This is a genomic window from Flavobacterium sp. ACN2 (genome assembly GCF_002303885.1).
Classification (GTDB): domain Bacteria; phylum Bacteroidota; class Bacteroidia; order Flavobacteriales; family Flavobacteriaceae; genus Flavobacterium.
The window spans coordinates 185,551-202,092 of record NZ_MRCM01000011.1 but is presented as its reverse complement, the minus strand read 5'-3'; the positions used below and the strand labels follow the sequence as shown (position 1 = coordinate 202,092).

Annotated in this window: 13 protein-coding genes; 6 read left to right on the top strand and 7 right to left on the bottom strand. The window is 34.0% G+C overall.

The window, feature by feature from the left end; all coding sequences use genetic code 11:
* Nucleotides 1-207: 207 nt before the first annotated feature.
* The 3 genes from glmS to BSF41_RS15020 are packed head-to-tail and all read right to left on the bottom strand — an operon-like array spanning nucleotide 208 to nucleotide 4,524.
* Nucleotides 208-2,058: a glutamine--fructose-6-phosphate transaminase (isomerizing) gene (gene glmS, locus BSF41_RS15030; protein ID WP_095930315.1), complete on the bottom strand. Its 1,851-nt coding sequence runs from the start codon at nucleotides 2,056-2,058 to the stop codon at nucleotides 208-210.
* A 9-nt stretch (nucleotides 2,059-2,067) separates the two neighbouring features.
* Complete coding sequence (locus tag BSF41_RS15025) at nucleotides 2,068-3,696, bottom strand: DUF4270 domain-containing protein (protein WP_095930314.1); 1,629 nt, start codon at nucleotides 3,694-3,696, stop codon at nucleotides 2,068-2,070.
* 21 nt (nucleotides 3,697-3,717) lie between these two features.
* Complete coding sequence (locus BSF41_RS15020; RefSeq protein ID WP_095930313.1) at nucleotides 3,718-4,524, bottom strand: glycogen/starch synthase; 807 nt, start codon at nucleotides 4,522-4,524, stop codon at nucleotides 3,718-3,720.
* A gap of 106 nt (nucleotides 4,525-4,630) precedes the next feature.
* Here BSF41_RS15020 and panC point away from each other — a divergent pair, with 106 nt between their 5' ends.
* The 5 genes from panC (at nucleotide 4,631) to BSF41_RS14995 (ending at nucleotide 10,547) form a co-directional block, all read left to right on the top strand.
* On the top strand, nucleotides 4,631-5,479 hold the full coding sequence (gene panC, locus BSF41_RS15015; RefSeq protein ID WP_095930312.1) for a pantoate--beta-alanine ligase: 849 nt from the start codon (nucleotides 4,631-4,633) through the stop codon (nucleotides 5,477-5,479).
* Nucleotides 5,480-5,493: 14 nt separating this feature from the next.
* Entirely contained in the window at nucleotides 5,494-5,844 is a 351-nt protein-coding gene (gene panD / locus BSF41_RS15010) for an aspartate 1-decarboxylase (protein ID WP_008465481.1), read from the top strand.
* A gap of 202 nt (nucleotides 5,845-6,046) precedes the next feature.
* Nucleotides 6,047-7,201 (top strand): alpha/beta hydrolase, encoded by a 1,155-nt coding sequence (locus BSF41_RS15005; protein ID WP_095930326.1) that lies wholly within the window; start codon nucleotides 6,047-6,049, stop codon nucleotides 7,199-7,201.
* The gene (gene radA, locus BSF41_RS15000; protein WP_095930311.1) at nucleotides 7,201-8,562 is read left to right on the top strand and encodes a DNA repair protein RadA; all 1,362 of its coding nucleotides are present in this window, start codon (nucleotides 7,201-7,203) and stop codon (nucleotides 8,560-8,562) included. The genes BSF41_RS15005 and radA overlap by 1 nt, the downstream gene beginning before the upstream one ends.
* 20 nt (nucleotides 8,563-8,582) lie before the next feature.
* Nucleotides 8,583-10,547, top strand: coding sequence for a transglycosylase domain-containing protein (locus BSF41_RS14995; protein WP_095930310.1), 1,965 nt, complete (start codon nucleotides 8,583-8,585; stop codon nucleotides 10,545-10,547).
* Between the two features lie 162 nt (nucleotides 10,548-10,709).
* On the opposite strand, the gene BSF41_RS14990 is transcribed toward BSF41_RS14995, so the two are convergent.
* From BSF41_RS14990 to BSF41_RS14980, 3 genes are all read right to left on the bottom strand, one after another.
* The gene (locus BSF41_RS14990) at nucleotides 10,710-11,747 is read right to left on the bottom strand and encodes an aldo/keto reductase (RefSeq protein WP_095930309.1); all 1,038 of its coding nucleotides are present in this window, start codon (nucleotides 11,745-11,747) and stop codon (nucleotides 10,710-10,712) included.
* Nucleotides 11,748-12,010: 263 nt separating this feature from the next.
* On the bottom strand, nucleotides 12,011-12,955 hold the full coding sequence (locus BSF41_RS14985; protein ID WP_095930308.1) for a flagellar motor protein MotB: 945 nt from the start codon (nucleotides 12,953-12,955) through the stop codon (nucleotides 12,011-12,013).
* 117 nt (nucleotides 12,956-13,072) lie between these two features.
* Nucleotides 13,073-13,834, bottom strand: coding sequence for an exodeoxyribonuclease III (locus BSF41_RS14980; RefSeq protein ID WP_095930307.1), 762 nt, complete (start codon nucleotides 13,832-13,834; stop codon nucleotides 13,073-13,075).
* A 118-nt stretch (nucleotides 13,835-13,952) separates the two neighbouring features.
* Here BSF41_RS14980 and BSF41_RS14975 point away from each other — a divergent pair, with 118 nt between their 5' ends.
* Nucleotides 13,953-15,755, top strand: a complete 1,803-nt coding sequence (locus tag BSF41_RS14975) for a lysophospholipid acyltransferase family protein (RefSeq protein ID WP_095930306.1) — start codon at nucleotides 13,953-13,955, stop codon at nucleotides 15,753-15,755.
* 135 nt (nucleotides 15,756-15,890) lie between these two features.
* Here the strand turns inward: BSF41_RS14975 and BSF41_RS14970 are convergent, their stop codons facing one another.
* On the bottom strand, nucleotides 15,891-16,397 hold the full coding sequence (locus tag BSF41_RS14970; RefSeq protein WP_095930305.1) for a hypothetical protein: 507 nt from the start codon (nucleotides 16,395-16,397) through the stop codon (nucleotides 15,891-15,893).
* Nucleotides 16,398-16,542: the final 145 nt, after the last annotated feature.

The window sequence follows — 16,542 nt, the reverse complement described above, 5'->3', positions numbered from 1 at the left end:
ATACAATATTTTAACTATTTATTAATTCAATTTATTGTAATAAAAACAAATAAAATGACAAGAAAAACCAATATACTATGCATACATATAAATTTTAATCAAAAAACTGAAAATTTCATAAAAATACATATGTCTAAAAAAATTGACAATAAAAAAAAGCGAGACCTAAATCTCGCTTTTTTAACATATTAATACTTAATAGAATTTTTACTCTACTGTAACCGACTTCGCTAGGTTACGAGGCTGGTCAACATTACAACCTCTCATTACTGCAATGTAATAAGAAAGTAGTTGCAACGGAATTGTTGTAACCAATGGCGATAATGCATCTGAAGTTTCTGGAATTTCGATTACATAATCTGCCAATTCGCATACTTGAGTATCTCCTTTTGTAACTACAGCAATAATTTTACCACTTCTTGATTTAATTTCCTGAATATTACTTACAATTTTATCATAATGCCCTTGTTTTGGAGCAATTACAATAACCGGCATAAATTCATCAATTAAAGCAATAGGGCCGTGCTTCATCTCTGCAGCCGGATATCCTTCTGCGTGGATGTATGAAATCTCTTTTAATTTCAATGCACCTTCTAAAGCTACAGGGAAATTGTATCCTCTACCTAAATAAAGACAGTTTGGCGCATCTTTAAAAGCAGCAGCAATTTCTTTAGCTCTACCATCAGTTTCTAATGCCTCAGACACTTTCTCAGGAATAATTTCTAATTCTTGAAGATAAGTATGGAAATCTGTATTTGATAACGTTCCTTTTGCTTTTCCTAAACGTAAAGCAATCATCGTTAAAACTGTAATCTGAGTAGTAAATGCTTTTGTTGAAGCTACTCCAATCTCTGGACCTGCGTGCGTGTAAGCACCTGCATGGCTTTCTCTAGAAATAGAAGAACCCACTACGTTACAAACTCCAAAGACAAATGCTCCGTTTTCTTTAGCCAATTTAATAGCCGCCATAGTATCTGCAGTTTCACCAGATTGTGAGATTGCAATAACTACGTCATCTTTATTAATAATCGGATTTCTGTATCTAAACTCAGAAGCATATTCTACCTCTACAGGAATACGGGTAAATTCCTCAAAGATATATTCTGCTACTAAACCTGCGTGCCAAGAAGTTCCACAAGCAACAATCAGGATTCGTTTTGCATTTAAGAATTTCTCCAGATTATCCTCAACACCTGCCATCTGAACAATTCCTTCATTAGCATGAAGTCTTCCTCTATAAGTGTCTTTAATTACACTTGGTTGCTCATAGATTTCTTTAAGCATGAAATGATCATACCCTCCTTTTTCAATCTGCTCCAAATTCATTTGAAGTTCTTGAATATAAGGATCCACTAAAGAGTCATCTTGGATTTTTCTAATTTTAATTGGCTTATGCAATCTAATATTTGCCATTTCGCCATCTTCTAAATAAACTGCATTAGAAGTATATTCAATAAATGGTGAAGCATCAGAAGCAATAAAATATTCTCCTTCTCCAACACCAATTGCTAACGGACTTCCTAATCTAGCCGCAACAAGTTCATTCGGATTTTTTTTATCAAAAACAGCAATTGCATAGGCACCAACAACTTGGTTCAATGCAACTTGTACAGCTTTACCTAATTTAAGATTTTCTTTCTTTTGAACTTCTTCTATTAAATTAACTAAAACTTCAGTATCTGTATCCGACTTAAAATTATAACCTCTTTTGATAAGCTCCTCTTTTAAAGGCGCATAATTCTCGATAATTCCGTTATGAATAATTGCTAAATCTCCAGAATTAGAAAGATGAGGGTGCGAATTCACATCATTTGGAACCCCGTGAGTTGCCCAACGTGTGTGTCCAATTCCAATATTACCGTTTATTGAAAAACCTTCATCGGCTTTAGCTTCAAGATCTGAAACTTTACCTTTTGTTTTGCAAACTTTAATGCCCGACTCGTTGTCATACAACATAACGCCGGCACTATCATATCCTCTGTACTCCAGACGCTTTAATCCCTTTATTACAATAGGATAAGCATCTCGATGACCGATATATCCAACAATTCCACACATATATATTTATTAATTTGGTTTCGTATAGTACACCTCAAGTTTCAATCTTTTATCTTCTGGAGTAGAAGTAGAGACTTTTCCTCCATATATAATTGTCCCAAGCGGATTTAATAATGATGTTCTAGGCACTACTGGAGTAATAGCATTTTTATCCTTAAGCGCATTAAACGCAACTGTAGTTGGGCTTAGAGAAACAACCAAGCCTAAATCAACATTTTTAACTGTCGCATCTTTTACTAAATTACGAATATGGCTCGTGATTCTAATTTTATAACTTTTTCCTCTTTTATCAGAACCTCTACTAATTACTCCACCATAGGCAGATACAGCATCTGTAGAGTAATCTGCTAAAATGGCATTATCTGTTAAATTATACAAATACACTCTATTCGGTTCTTGTGTACCAGTCATTTTATCAGCATCGATATAGAAAACTAAATTAGCTTCGTTTACTTTCCAATTCTTAATAGCGACATTACTTCTAATTTCATCCAATTGGTCAGGAACTCCATTTGCTCCATTTACTACCGCACCATTAGAATCATAACTTAAAACATCTGTTGGATTAAAAAGTTTTATAACCGCCAAAGAGCCTACTCCACCTTTTAAATAAAGCCTTTCATCTCCATCTGTTTTATTTACGTTTGTTGTTATAGCACTTTCATAGTCTGCATTTCTAGTATCTTGTAGAAAATTAGCCGTAGTTGTAAAAGTACCTTTCAAGTTCAAAAGAATCTCCTTGTCTTCGGTAGCTTCTGGATCATCTGTAGTTGAACTAGTTTTTGCTTTGTATTTAATTGTAATAACCCCTTTAGAAAAATCCATCAGCGCCAAATTACTCGGATTAGATCCAGATTTCTCAACATTAAAATACAAACCTCTAAAATATTCTTGAAAAACATCTTCTGCAGCAAGCTTTGAAGCATCTGCATTTAATATCCTATCTTGAAAAAACTGCTTGTTAAGCTGCAGCGTCATTTGAGGCGCTTTTCGTGTAGTTGTTTCTACTTTAGTAGTAGGATCTGTTGTTTTTATTACAATTTCTTTTGCATCAAAAAAGAATTCATCATTTTGCAAAACATCTCCATCATTCAATCTTGAGCCCACTTTTTTACTGTCAAATTCACTGTTTTGATCTGTATAATAAAACTGCGGCAACTGGGTACCTCCACTTAAATAACTGCTTCTCATCTGGATTCCAGACTCATAAACACTTAATTTTATTTTTCCATTTTTGTCTCCATAAATAGAATCCAATACATAAGTGGTATTCCCTTCATTATCTGTAGTTGTTGCATGGTTGAAATATGGAATTTCAAGCACAACACTTTGAATTACTGGAGAATCCCCAACTTTTATAGGATAGCTAGAAAGTCCTACCTGAGTTACAAAATTTGCCGTAGTGCTTGCAAAAAGCGGATTGTCTAAAATACCAAGAGCATTTGGTGTCATGGTATTTGATTGAATAGGGGTAACTTCTTGATTAAATGCTACAACATCGTATTTTTCAGCTTCAAGTCCAAAATGATCATCTCCAATCAAACCATCACCAATCGCATTAAAATCTTTGTCACAAGAATATAGAAAAACAGCCATTACAGCCAAAAGAGCTTTCTTAATAAAAGAAGTTTTATACATGTCAAAAAATAAAATTAAAATTTAAAGTCCAAATGTTCTATAGAAATTTGTATAAGCGTCAGCAAATGCATCTTTCGTGGCGAAAGGTAAAAAAGGTTTTCCTGAAGATTCTATAAATTTTGTTAAACTTGGAGAAACATTCTCTGATGCAATTATCACACCATCAGAATGTAAAATACTAGCTTTTAAAACATTCTCATAATTTGGCACTTCCAAATCTGACACTGCTTCATGAGGAACACCGTCAAATTTAACTTTATTTATCATTTCTAAATCTAGGTTCTCATCAAATGACTGGCCATAAACAGAGGTAATAATTTTCGTTTCAGAAAATAGTGCTTCGTGTTTATAATAATGCTTCATATAAATGGGTAGCATTGCCGCAAGCCAACCGTGAACGTGTATAATATCTGGAACCCAGTTTAATTTTTTCACAGTCTCCACAACGCCTTTTGCAAAGAAAATTGCTCTTTCGTCATTATCTGGATATAAAGCGCCCTCTTCATCTGTAAAAGTGGCTTTACGTTTGAAATATTCATCGTTATCAATAAAATAAACCTGGATTCTTTCTTTCGGAATGGAAGCTACTTTAATAATCAACGGCATATCTAAGTCATTCACTACCAAATTCATCCCTGAAAGTCTAATCACTTCATGCAATTGGTGTCTTCTCTCATTGATATTTCCATATCTTGGCATGAAAATTCTTATCTGACCGCCTTGGTCATTAATCATTTTCGGAACGTCATAAGACATTAAAGAAACCTCATTTTCAGCCAAGTAAGGCACGACTTCAGATGATACATATAATATCCTCTTATCTTTCATAATAGTATTTTACTTAATTTTGGTAATAAAAACGTCGCAAAATTACAAAAATTTATGCAGTTTATAACTAATATATTATGTTTGCATAAATTTTAATAATACCTCAATGCATATTTTCTACAGTAAAGCAGCGTTGATAGCTTATCTTAAAACTATCAAAACCGCAAATTCTACTATCGGATTTGTACCCACAATGGGCGCTTTACACCAAGGACATTTGGCTTTAATGCAACGTTCGTTAAAAGAAAACAACGATACAGTAGTAAGTATTTTTGTCAACCCAACTCAATTTAACAACGCCGAAGATTTAGCAAAATATCCTAGGACACTAGAAGAAGATGTTAAGAAAATGCGTACATTAAGCGATAAAATTATTTTATACGCACCTTCAGTCGAAGATATTTATGAAGGAAATACCGTTTCGCAGACTTTTGATTTTGACGGATTGGAAAACCAAATGGAAGGAAAATTCAGACCTGGTCATTTTAATGGTGTTGGAACAATTGTAAAACGTCTTTTTGAAATCGTAACTCCAACAAATGCCTATTTTGGAGAAAAAGATTTTCAGCAGCTTCAAATTGTAAAAAAATTAGTTGAAAAAACTGATTTACCAGTAAACATTGTTGGTTGTCCTATTTTTAGAGAAGAAAATGAGCTTGCAATGAGTTCAAGAAACGAACGTCTAACTCCGCAAGAAAGAAAAGACGCTTCTATTATCTACAAAGTTTTGACCGAGGCAAAAGAGATTTTCCAAAATCACTCTCCGCAAGAAACAATCGAATTTGTAGAAAATTCCTTCAAAGACAACAAAGAGTTCGAACTGGAGTATTTTGTTATTGCTGACGAATCTACACTTTTGTCTATCGATAAGAAAGAGAATGATAAAAAATATCGCGCATTTATAGCGGTATTTGTTAATTCTATAAGACTGATTGACACCATTTCATTAAATTAATCTAACTTTGCAGCATGCAAATTCAAGTTATAAAATCAAAAATTCATCGAGTTAAAGTAACTGGAGCCGATTTAAATTACATTGGAAGTATTACTATTGATGAAACTCTACTAGAGGCTTCAAATATTATTGAAGGCGAAAAAGTATCTATTGTTAACATTAATAATGGCGAGCGTTTTGAGACTTACGCTATTAAAGGTGAAAAAAATTCAGGAGAAATTACTTTAAATGGTCCTGCAGCTAGAAAAGTGCAAAAAGATGATATCATCATTATCATTTCTTATGCTACTTTGGATTTTGAAGAAGCAAAAACCTTCAAACCATGGATTATTTTCCCGAATGAAAACGACAATTCTTTAACCTAAGATTTTCTTTTTCTTACCGAATTCCCCTACTTTGTCAAAAGTCAATTTTGCACAAAAAAACTTTCTTTTGTCTTAATCTAAAATGATTTTGACGCTAAAATACTGTGCTTCAAATTTTAACCTCTTTAACAAAGAAGCAAATAAAATAGTATATTGCTACACTATTTTCAATACTTTTTAATTTACTGAAATGCCACAAATCATGAAAAAAGTTTACCTACTGTTTTTATTAATTTCGTTTTCGTCGTTTGCCCAAAAAACGTTCGATAACATTAAATCGGAAAAACTCGGAGAAGAGCGTAGAATTACAATTGGACTTCCTGCTTCTTACGAAGCCAACAAAGACAAAAAATATCCTGTTCTTTATTTATTGGATGGCGATTATTTATTTGATCCTTTTTCTGGAGCTATAAGTTATGGAACTTATTGGGATGATATTCCAGAAATGATCATTATCGGAATTCATCAAAACAAAGATGAAGAACGTTATGACGACACAACAATTGATCAAAACGAAGGACTTCCTTTTGAAAAAGGAGCAAAATTTTTTGAATTTATTGGAGCAGAATTAATTCCTTATATCGAAAAAAAATATCGCACTTCGCCTTTCAGACTTATTGCAGGTCATGATGTAACAGCAAGTTTTGCCAATTTTTATTTGTACAAAGAAATCCCGCTTTTTAATGCCTACATCTGTTTAAGTCCAGAGCTTGCCCCAAAAATGGAAGTGCGCATTGCAGAGAAATTTGCTAAAATAAAAAGCCCTGTATTCTATTATCTTTCTGCAGGAGAAGGCGATATTAAAAAAATTAAAGAGCCGATAGAAAAATTAAACAGCAATATTAAAATCGCCAATAATCCGTTAGTGAATTATAAATATGATGTATTTAAAGGCGCAACACATTATACAGAAGTATTACATTCTATACCAAGTGCATTATATCAGATTTTTGAAGTATACCGTCCTATAAATTCTGCCGAATACAACGACAAAATTGCGGTTCTTCAAACAGGTTATGCAGAATATTTAGAAAAAAAATACGCTACAATGTCTGAAGTTTTAGGAGTTCAAATTCCAGTTCGAATGAGCGATTTTAAAGTAATGGAAAACCTTATTCTAAAAAGAAACGCCTATGATGAGTTAGGAAAAATGGCTGAAATTGGAAATGTAAATTATCCTAAAGCCATGTTGGGAGAATATGAATTAGGTTTGATGTACGAAAAAATGGGCGACCCTAAACATGCTTCGAAAAAATACCAAAACGCTTCACAAATGGAGCCAATTGGTGATTTGAACAAAGACTTGATGTATGAGAAAATTGACGAAATGAATACACTTGCTAAAAAAAGTAAATAATGTCAAAAGTTAAAACTTCCTTTTTCTGCCAAAACTGCGGAACCCAATATGCTAAATGGCAAGGGCAATGCAACGCGTGCAAAGAATGGAATACGATTGCCGAAGAAATCATTCAAAAACAAGATAAGGTCGCTTGGAAAAGCGAACCTACTCCGACAAGCAAAGCACCAAAACCTTTAAAAATTAACGAAATTGATTCTACACAGGAAGTCCGAATGGACACTACTGATAGCGAATTGAATCGTGTTTTAGGTGGTGGACTTGTCCCTGGATCTTTGACTCTTTTGGGCGGTGAGCCCGGCATCGGAAAAAGTACACTTTTACTTCAAGTATCATTAAAGTTACCTTATAAAACATTATATGTTTCTGGAGAAGAAAGTCAGAAACAAATTAAAATGCGCGCAGAAAGAATAACTCCAAACAGCGACAACTGTTATATTCTTACTGAAACCAAAACGCAGAATATATTTAAACAAATTGAAACCATTCAGCCTGAAGTGGTCATAATCGACTCGATTCAGACTTTACACACCGATTATATCGAATCGACTGCGGGAAGTATTTCTCAGATTCGTGAAACCACAGCAGAATTGATAAAATTTGCTAAAGAAAGTAATATCCCCGTAATCCTGATTGGGCACATTACAAAAGACGGAAATATCGCTGGACCAAAAATTCTAGAACATATGGTCGATACTGTGCTCCAATTTGAAGGCGACAGAAATCATATTTATCGAATTTTGCGTTCGCTTAAAAACCGTTTTGGATCTACATCAGAACTAGGAATTTATGAAATGTTGGGGAGCGGATTACGAGAAGTTAGCAATCCTTCTGAAATCCTGATTTCTCATAAAGACGAAGAATTATCGGGAACTGCAATTGCAACAACTTTAGAAGGTATGCGTCCGTTGATGATCGAAATACAATCTTTAGTGAGTACCGCTGTTTATGGAACACCGCAAAGAAGTACAACAGGTTACAACGCAAAAAGGCTAAACATGATTTTGGCTGTTTTAGAAAAAAGAGCTGGATTTCGCTTAGGCGCAAAAGACGTTTTCTTGAATGTAACTGGCGGAATTTCTGTCGATGATCCTGCAATTGATTTGGCTGTTGTGGCTGCAATTTTATCATCAAACGAAGATATTCCGGTTGGAAAAGGATTCTGTTTTGCTGGCGAGGTCGGACTTTCTGGCGAAATTCGTCCTGTAAACCGTGTAGATCAACGCATTCAGGAAGCTGAAAAACTAGGTTTCGATACTATTTTTGTTTCTAAATACAACAAAATTGCTTTAAAAAATACTGGAATTAAGATTGAGCTTGTAGCAAAAATTGAAGATGTTGCAAGCATACTTTTTGGCTGATTTCAAATACCACTCCTCCTATGAATTTTCCAAAACAAAAAATATACAAGGCACTAAAAATACTAGGAATAGTAATAGTAGTGCTTTGCATCGGACTTTACTATTTTCGTGATTCCCTTTTAAAACAAGCCATTGCAAAAGTTACCCATAAAATGGCCGTTCAATACCAAAGTAACTTTTCTGTACAATCGGCTTCATTTGATGGTTTATCGACTATAAAATTGACAGATGTAGTTTTAGCTCCAATAAATGCTGATACCCTTGTCAAAATAAAAAATGTCGAAACCAGCATCAGTTTAAGTAATTTATTAATTGGAGATGTTCAAGTTGGAACTTTAAAAGTAGACAATGGATATATTCAATTAGTAAAAAAAGGCAAAAAACGAAATTTTGATGCTTTTCTAAAAAGAGATCGAGAAGAAACCGATTCAAATGAAAAACGTAAATACGCTGCTTTTGCTTACAGAATCATTTCGAAAGTATTGAATTTGGTTCCGACCGATATGGATTTGAAAAACTTCAAATTCAAAATTGACGATAACGGAAAACAAACCAATATTGCTGTAGATAAACTCGTTTTAAGCAACAAACAGCTCGAAACCAATCTTCATGTTCAAGCAAAAGATTTTGATCAGCGCTGGAACATTAAAGGATTTGCTGATCCGAGAAATAAAAAGGCCGATATTCGTTTTTTCAATTTAGATACTGGTGCTATTCGCGTTCCGTATTTAGATCAGCGTTATAACTTAAAAGCAAGTTTTGATTCTATTCGCCTAAATGTTCAAAACATAGATAAAAGCGGCAGTGAACTCCATATAGACGGTTACACTTCTATCGCAAATCTTAAAATCAATCACCCAAAAATCGCGAGCAAAGATGTGGTGATAAAAAATGCCCGTTTTGATTACCGATTTTTATTGGGCGATAGCTTTATTTCTATTGACAGTACATCAACCATGCAGTTAAATAAAATCAAGGTTCGTCCTTACATTTCTTATGATACTGAAAAAGACACGATTTATACTTTGAAAATGGACATTCCAAAAATGAAAGCGCAAGATTTTATCGTTTCGCTTCCCGACGGTTTATTCACGCATTTTCAAGGAATGCAGGCAACTGGAAATTTCGATTACAAATTGGATTTCAAATTCAATAAAAACAAACCCAATACGCTTGTTTTTGACAGTAAGCTTAACAAAGAAGATTTACGAATCACTAAATATGGTGAAGCCGATTTAAATAAACTAAACGGCGAGTTTGTGTATCGTGCCATTATTCAGAATGTGTTGCAACGACCTGTTTTGGTCGGAAATGCAAATCCGAATTATACGCCTTTGGACCAAATTTCTCCTTATTTAAGAAAATGTGTTTTAACAACCGAAGATCCTTCTTTCTTCTCGCATCGCGGATTCATAAACGAAGCCTTCAAACAATCGATTCTTAAAAACATTCGAACTAAGAAATTCTCTCGCGGTGCCAGCACAATCAGCATGCAGTTAATTAAGAATGTCTTTTTAACTCGTGAAAAGACGCTTTCGCGAAAGCTTGAAGAAATTCTTCTGGTTTACATTTTAGAAAACAACCGAATTGTAAGTAAGGAAAGAATGCTGGAAGTGTATTTTAATATTATTGAATGGGGACCAAATGTATACGGAATTGGAGAAGCAAGTCATTTCTATTTTCAAAAAAGTCCTTCGGCTTTAAATGTTGACGAATGTTTGTATTTGGCAACTATTATTCCGAAACCAAGAAAATTCATGTATCAGTTTAACGATCAAGGTAACTTGAAAGATTACGCTATTAAAAACCAAAAATTCCTAAAGAATTTAATGTTTAGAAGAGGCCTTTTAGTTCCAGAAGACACAATCGGATTATTGCCTGTTTACATTTCAGGAAATGCGCGTTCTCTAATCAAAATTAAAGTTCCAGATTCTACAGCAATCAAAAAAGATTCTTTGGCTGTTGATGATGAATTTGATTTGTAATTAAGAGAAGTTTAACCGCAAGGTTCGCTAAGATTTACGCAAAGCACGCAAAGATTTTTTAACTTTTAAAAGGAAAATCTTTGCGTGCTTTTCTATTATTTTATTGATTAAAACATTGCGAACTTTGCGTAAATCTTTGCGCTCTTCGCGGTTAAATATACTTTAAGGCGCAGGATCTGGAATTATAGCCTGAACCGCATCAATTTCTGCTAAGATTTGTTTAGAAAGAACCACATCAATTGTGTCGATGTTTTCTTTTAATTGTTCCATAGTTGTCGCTCCGATAATAGAACTTGTTAAAAAAGGCTGTTGCAAAACAAATCCCATTGCCAATTGCGTTAACGTTAAACCATGTTTTTTAGCGATTTCCAGATACAATTTAGTCGCTTCAGTACATTGGTCACTATTGTAACGTTTGTACTGCGGAAAAAGATTAATTCTTGCTTTCGGGTGACTTTCTCCAGTTAAGAATTTTCCAGTCAAAACTCCGAAGGCTAAAGGCGAATATCCTAACAAACCAACATTTTCATATTTCGAAACTTCTGCAGAATTCACTTCAAATAAACGGTTCAATAAAGAATATGGATTTTGAACTGTTTTAATTCTTGGAAGATTGTTGTATTTGCTTTCTTCCAAAAGACGCATCATTCCCCAAGCATTTTCATTAGAAACTCCAATATGTTTGATTTTCCCTTCTTTGATTAATCCGTCAAAAGTTTCAAGAATTTCTCTAAAGTTATCCTCCCAAACATCATCATGTCCGTGAAAAGCGCGCTGTCCGAAATTATTCGTTTTTCTTTCTGGCCAGTGCATTTGGTACAAATCGATATAATCAGTCTGTAGTCTTTTCAAACTGTTTTCAACTGCATACTTAATACTTGCTGGAGAAAAATCTAATTTCTCACGCATGTATCCAAAATTCGGATTCGGACCCGCAATTTTAGATGCCAAAACCACTTTGTCTCTATATCCTGATTTTTTAAACCAAGTTCCAATAATTTTTTCTGTGCTTCCGTAAGTCGCTTCACTCGCAGGAACCGAGTACATTTCGGCAGTATCAAAGAAATTAACTCCTCTTTCAAGAGCATAATCCATTTGTTCGTGCCCTTCTGCTTCTGTATTCTGCTGCCCGAAAGTCATTGTTCCAAGGCATATTTTACTAACTTTTATATCGGTGTTGGGTAAAGTAGTGTATTTCATTTTTTTTAAAGATACTGAGTTGCTAAAATTCTAAGGTTCTAAGTTTTTTCCCTTTTTTAATAATAAGTCTTCAAAGATACGAACCGATTTTTCAAATCTAAAAATGAGAAAGGTTAAAAAAAGTACAAGATTTATTTTGAGAGGCTAATGTACTGAGGAGCTAAGGTTCTAAGTTTAAATTCCAATCAATAAAAAAGGTTCAAAGTAAAACTTTGAACCTTTTTAAAATCTTAAAAACTTAGTATCTCAGAACCTTAGCATCTTTAATTAATACTATTAAGCATCTCCGCAATCTCATCTAATCTTGGAGTTAAGATAATTTCGATTCTACGGTTTTTCGCTTTTCCTTCTGGAGTTGCGTTGCTTGCCAAAGGAGAAAACTCGCTTCTTCCTGCTGCTGTTAGTTTTTGTTTATTGATTTTTGGATTTTCGGTTAAAATCGCTACGATTGCTGTTGCTCTTTTAGTCGATAAATCCCAATTGTTTGCGATTGGCCCCGAACCAGCATACGGATCATCGTCTGTATGTCCTTCAATTAAAACAGAAAGATCTGGATTATCACCTAAAACTTTTCCAAGTTCGACAACCGCTTTTCTACCTTCTGTTCCAACAGCCCAACTTCCTGAGTTGAAAAGTAATTTGTTTTCCATAGAAACATAAACTTTTCCGTTTTTATGTTCTACTGTCAAACCTTTACCTTCAAAACCAGTTAATGCTTTAGATAAAGTTTCTTTAAGCTTACGCATTGCTTCTTCTTTTGCCGCAATCATATCTTCCAATTCTTTTAGACGATTTGCCGTTTTGTCCAAACGAGCTTGTTCCTCTGCAAGAGCTTTACCTTTTGCTTCCAATTGCGCTAACAATTCGCGGTTTTTAGCCATGTTTTTCTCTAGTGCATCATTGCTGTTTTTCTCCAATGCATTATACGAATCTTGCAAAACTTTATATTTATTTTGAGCCGCCGCTAAATCTGCTTTTTGTTTTGCCAAATCATCATTAGCAGTTGCTAAATCTTTAACCAGTTTATCACGATCGGTTTCCAATTGATTCTTTGCTTTCTTCAAATTTTCATTTTCATCAGCAATAGAACGATTTTCTTTTTTCAAATCTGAATATTTTGTTTCTAGATCATTGTAAATTTTCTTAGAAACACACGACGTTGTGGACAAAGCTAATGCTAGTAATCCGATGGAGGCTTTTTTAATCATCTTCTTTAATTCGTTTTTATTCTGGGGCGTTTAATAATTTTTTAATGTCAAAATTCAATGCCAATTGCAATCTGAATTTTAAGACCCAAATTCATTCAACAAGAACAATACCAAAAATTAGTCAATCTCGACTAAAATCGGACAATGGTCTGAATGCATAGCATCTGGTAGTATAACTGCTCTTTTTAATCTCTTTTCTAGCGCATTACTTACCAGATTATAATCGATACGCCAGCCTTTGTTATTTCCTCTCGCTCCTGCACGGTAACTCCACCAAGAATAATGATGTGGCTCTTTATTGAAATGACGGAAACTATCTATAAATCCAGATTTCATAAAGGCATCTAACCATGCGCGTTCTGCCGGAAGAAATCCAGAAACTGTTTTGTTACGAACCGGATCGTGAATATCAATTGCTTCGTGACAAATATTATAATCACCACAAATAATAAGGTTCGGAACCGTAAGTTTCAATTCGTTGACATAATTCTGAAAATCATCCATAAACATAAACTTATGATCCAGCCTTTCAATGTTTGTTCCAGATGGAAGATACAAGCTCATTACAGAAACATCATCAAAGTCTGCACGAAGATTTCTACCCTCAAAATCCATATGATGAATTCCCGTACCGTAAACAATATTGTTTGGTTTAGTTTTAGAAAGAATAGCTACTCCACTGTATCCTTTTTTGGTTGCAGGATAGTAGTATTGAAACGGATAACCCGCTGCTGTTATATCATCTACCGGAATTTGATCTTGCGTAGCTTTTATTTCCTGAAGGCATATTACATCAGGATTTGCTTGTTGCAGCCACTCGATAAACCCTTTGTTTATTGCCGCTCTAATTCCGTTTACATTATAAGAAATAATTTTCATCAGTGATTTTTTTAGGATTTCAAATGTAATAAAAAAGTGCAAAGTTTGTCTTGGAAACAACGAAAAGTAGACTTTTTTGTTATCTTTGTTCGCTGTTCTAATAAATTAAAAGTAGTACATGGGGTTAGTTACCGCGAAAGAAGTTGCAAAGGCAATAAATGTTGAAAAGTACGGAGTTTTCGGTACCTTTTCTGGCTGGATTCTTATGAAGGTTCTTAAGATCTCGACCCTTAATAAAATTTACGATCGTAATAAACATTTGGAAGACCTTGACTTTTTGAATGGAATTTTGGATGAAATGGAAATTAAGTTCGAAATCCCAGAAGAAGATTTAAAACGTCTACCAAAAGATGGTGCGTATATTACCATTTCAAATCATCCGCTTGGTGGAATTGACGGAATTTTGCTTTTGAAATTAATGCTTGAAAGAGAGCCAAATTTCAAAATCATTGCCAATTTCTTGTTACACAGAATTGTTCCGATGAAGAAATACATTATGCCGGTTAATCCTTTTGAAAACCATAAGGATGCAAAATCGAGCGTAATTGGCATTAAAGAAACGTTACGCCATTTAAGCGACGGAAAACCTTTGGGTATTTTTCCTGCTGGTGAAGTTTCTACTTATAAAGATGGCAAATTAGTAGTGGACAAACCTTGGGAAGAAGGCGCGCTGAAATTAATCAGAAAAGCAAAAGTTCCTGTAGTTCCAATTTACTTTCATGCCAAAAACAGTAAATTATTCTACTGGCTTTCTAAAATTGATGATACTTTGCGTACCGCTAAATTACCTTCTGAATTGCTTACGCAAAAAGATCGTGTAATTAAAGTTCGTATCGGAAAACCTATTTCTGTATCTGAACAAAACGAAATTGAATCTTTTGAAGAATATTCAGAATTCTTGAGAAAGAAAACCTATATGTTGGCCAATCCGTTTGAAAAAGACACCAAACTGATCGATACAGCAAGTCTTAAAATACCGAAAGCACCTAAAAAAATCGTAACAGCTGCAAGCGAATCAAAATTGATTGATGAAGTTCAGGCATTACGTGATAGTGACAGCAGGTTTTTACAAAGCAAAAACTACGAGGTTTTCTTTGCAAGCGCAAAAGAGATTCCGAACATTTTGCACGAAATCGGTCGTTTACGCGAAATCACTTTCCGTGAAGTTGGAGAAGGAACAAATGAATCTATCGATTTAGACGAATACGACCAATATTATCACCATATGTTTTTATGGGATGATGAAACCAAGAAAATCGCCGGAGCATATCGTATGGGATTAGGTTCTGAAATCTATCCAAAATACGGAATTGAAGGTTTCTACTTAACGGATCTTTTCAGATTTGAACCAGAACTTCATGATATGATGCACAAATCGATTGAAATGGGTCGTGCATTTATCGTAAAAGAGTATCAGCAAAAACCAATGCCTTTGTTCTTATTGTGGAAAGGTATTATTCATACCACTTTGCGCCATCCAGAACACAAATATTTAGTTGGAGGTGTAAGTATCAGTAATCAGTTTTCAGATTTCTCTAAATCATTGATGATTGAGTTCATGAAATCGAACTATTACGATCCGTATATCGCACAATACATTCACCCGAAAAAAGCGTACAAAGTAAAACTAAAAGACGCCGATAAAGATTTCATTTTCGACGAAGCAGAATCTGACTTGAATAAGTTTGATAAAATCATTGACGAATTAGAACCAGGAAACTTACGTTTGCCCGTTTTAATTAAGAAATACATCAAACAAAACGCAAGAGTAGTTGCTTTTAATGTTGACCCATTATTCAACAATGCAATCGACGGTTTAATGTATATTAGAATTGCAGATATTCCAGAAAGCACCATGAAACCTGTAATTGAAGAGTTTCAGATTGAATTAGAGAAGAAATTATCTGAGAAAGAAGATTAGTTTTTCTTTTGATATATAAAAATTAGAAAATCCCATTTGCTTAATAAGTAAATGGGATTTCCTATTTTGTTTCTTAATTGGAACGGGCAAGGATTGCAAATCCGCGTTATCGTGTATCGTTGTCAAAGCAAAACTTCAACCCCAAAGCTTCTCTACTTTTTCTTCATTAGTAAGTTCAAATATACTTTTATCTTTGTTTTTTTGTGTACAGAATATCTTTGAATAATTATAAGTCCTTTTGAAATTTAATTTCAAAAAATCATGGTAATAATTATCAAGATAAAGACTGAACTTTCCATTGAAATTATCATCATCAAAATCATCAGACCATTGAAGCCTATTACAAATAATTTCCGAAAGCTCTTCTTTTGTAATGTTTTCCACTTCTAAAGGATTCGGTAAAGCAATTCTGAACGCAAGAACTTCGACACCTTCTTCTTCCCACCATTCCCAAAGATTAAATTGAGTCATATCCTTTCTTGTTAGTATATGAAGTTTCTCTTCTAACTTTTGATACTCAACATTCTCTTCATCATCATTTTCATCACAAAACTCCGCATATTCGATAAGAGACTTTAATATTTTTGAATATAGTTTTTCGGCAACTTCTAATTGTGGCTCTATCTCTTTTCTTAGTTTCATATACTTAAAATAATTATTTTTTATCAACCTGGCTTGATAGCACGGATTTGCAATCCGTACCCCAAAAGAGTATGACAATAAATCTATACAACAAAATTCAATTCATTTTCTAAGACTAATCAGCTGTAATTGCTTTTAACTTTGT

Excerpts from the sequence above, each read along its gene's own strand:
- BSF41_RS14995 (WP_095930310.1), top strand. The coding sequence starts at position 8,583 with ATGAATTTTCCAAAACAAAAAATATACAAGGCACTAAAAATACTAGGA.
- BSF41_RS14985 (WP_095930308.1), bottom strand. The coding sequence starts at position 12,955 with ATGATTAAAAAAGCCTCCATCGGATTACTAGCATTAGCTTTGTCCACA.
- BSF41_RS14970 (WP_095930305.1), bottom strand. The coding sequence starts at position 16,397 with ATGAAACTAAGAAAAGAGATAGAGCCACAATTAGAAGTTGCCGAAAAA.
- glmS (WP_095930315.1), bottom strand. The coding sequence starts at position 2,058 with ATGTGTGGAATTGTTGGATATATCGGTCATCGAGATGCTTATCCTATT.
- radA (WP_095930311.1), top strand. The coding sequence starts at position 7,201 with ATGTCAAAAGTTAAAACTTCCTTTTTCTGCCAAAACTGCGGAACCCAA.
- BSF41_RS14990 (WP_095930309.1), bottom strand. The coding sequence starts at position 11,747 with ATGAAATACACTACTTTACCCAACACCGATATAAAAGTTAGTAAAATA.
- BSF41_RS15020 (WP_095930313.1), bottom strand. The coding sequence starts at position 4,524 with ATGAAAGATAAGAGGATATTATATGTATCATCTGAAGTCGTGCCTTAC.
- BSF41_RS15005 (WP_095930326.1), top strand. The coding sequence starts at position 6,047 with ATGAAAAAAGTTTACCTACTGTTTTTATTAATTTCGTTTTCGTCGTTT.
- panD (WP_008465481.1), top strand. The coding sequence starts at position 5,494 with ATGCAAATTCAAGTTATAAAATCAAAAATTCATCGAGTTAAAGTAACT.
- BSF41_RS14975 (WP_095930306.1), top strand. The coding sequence starts at position 13,953 with ATGGGGTTAGTTACCGCGAAAGAAGTTGCAAAGGCAATAAATGTTGAA.
- panC (WP_095930312.1), top strand. The coding sequence starts at position 4,631 with ATGCATATTTTCTACAGTAAAGCAGCGTTGATAGCTTATCTTAAAACT.
- BSF41_RS15025 (WP_095930314.1), bottom strand. The coding sequence starts at position 3,696 with ATGTATAAAACTTCTTTTATTAAGAAAGCTCTTTTGGCTGTAATGGCT.
- BSF41_RS14980 (WP_095930307.1), bottom strand. The coding sequence starts at position 13,834 with ATGAAAATTATTTCTTATAATGTAAACGGAATTAGAGCGGCAATAAAC.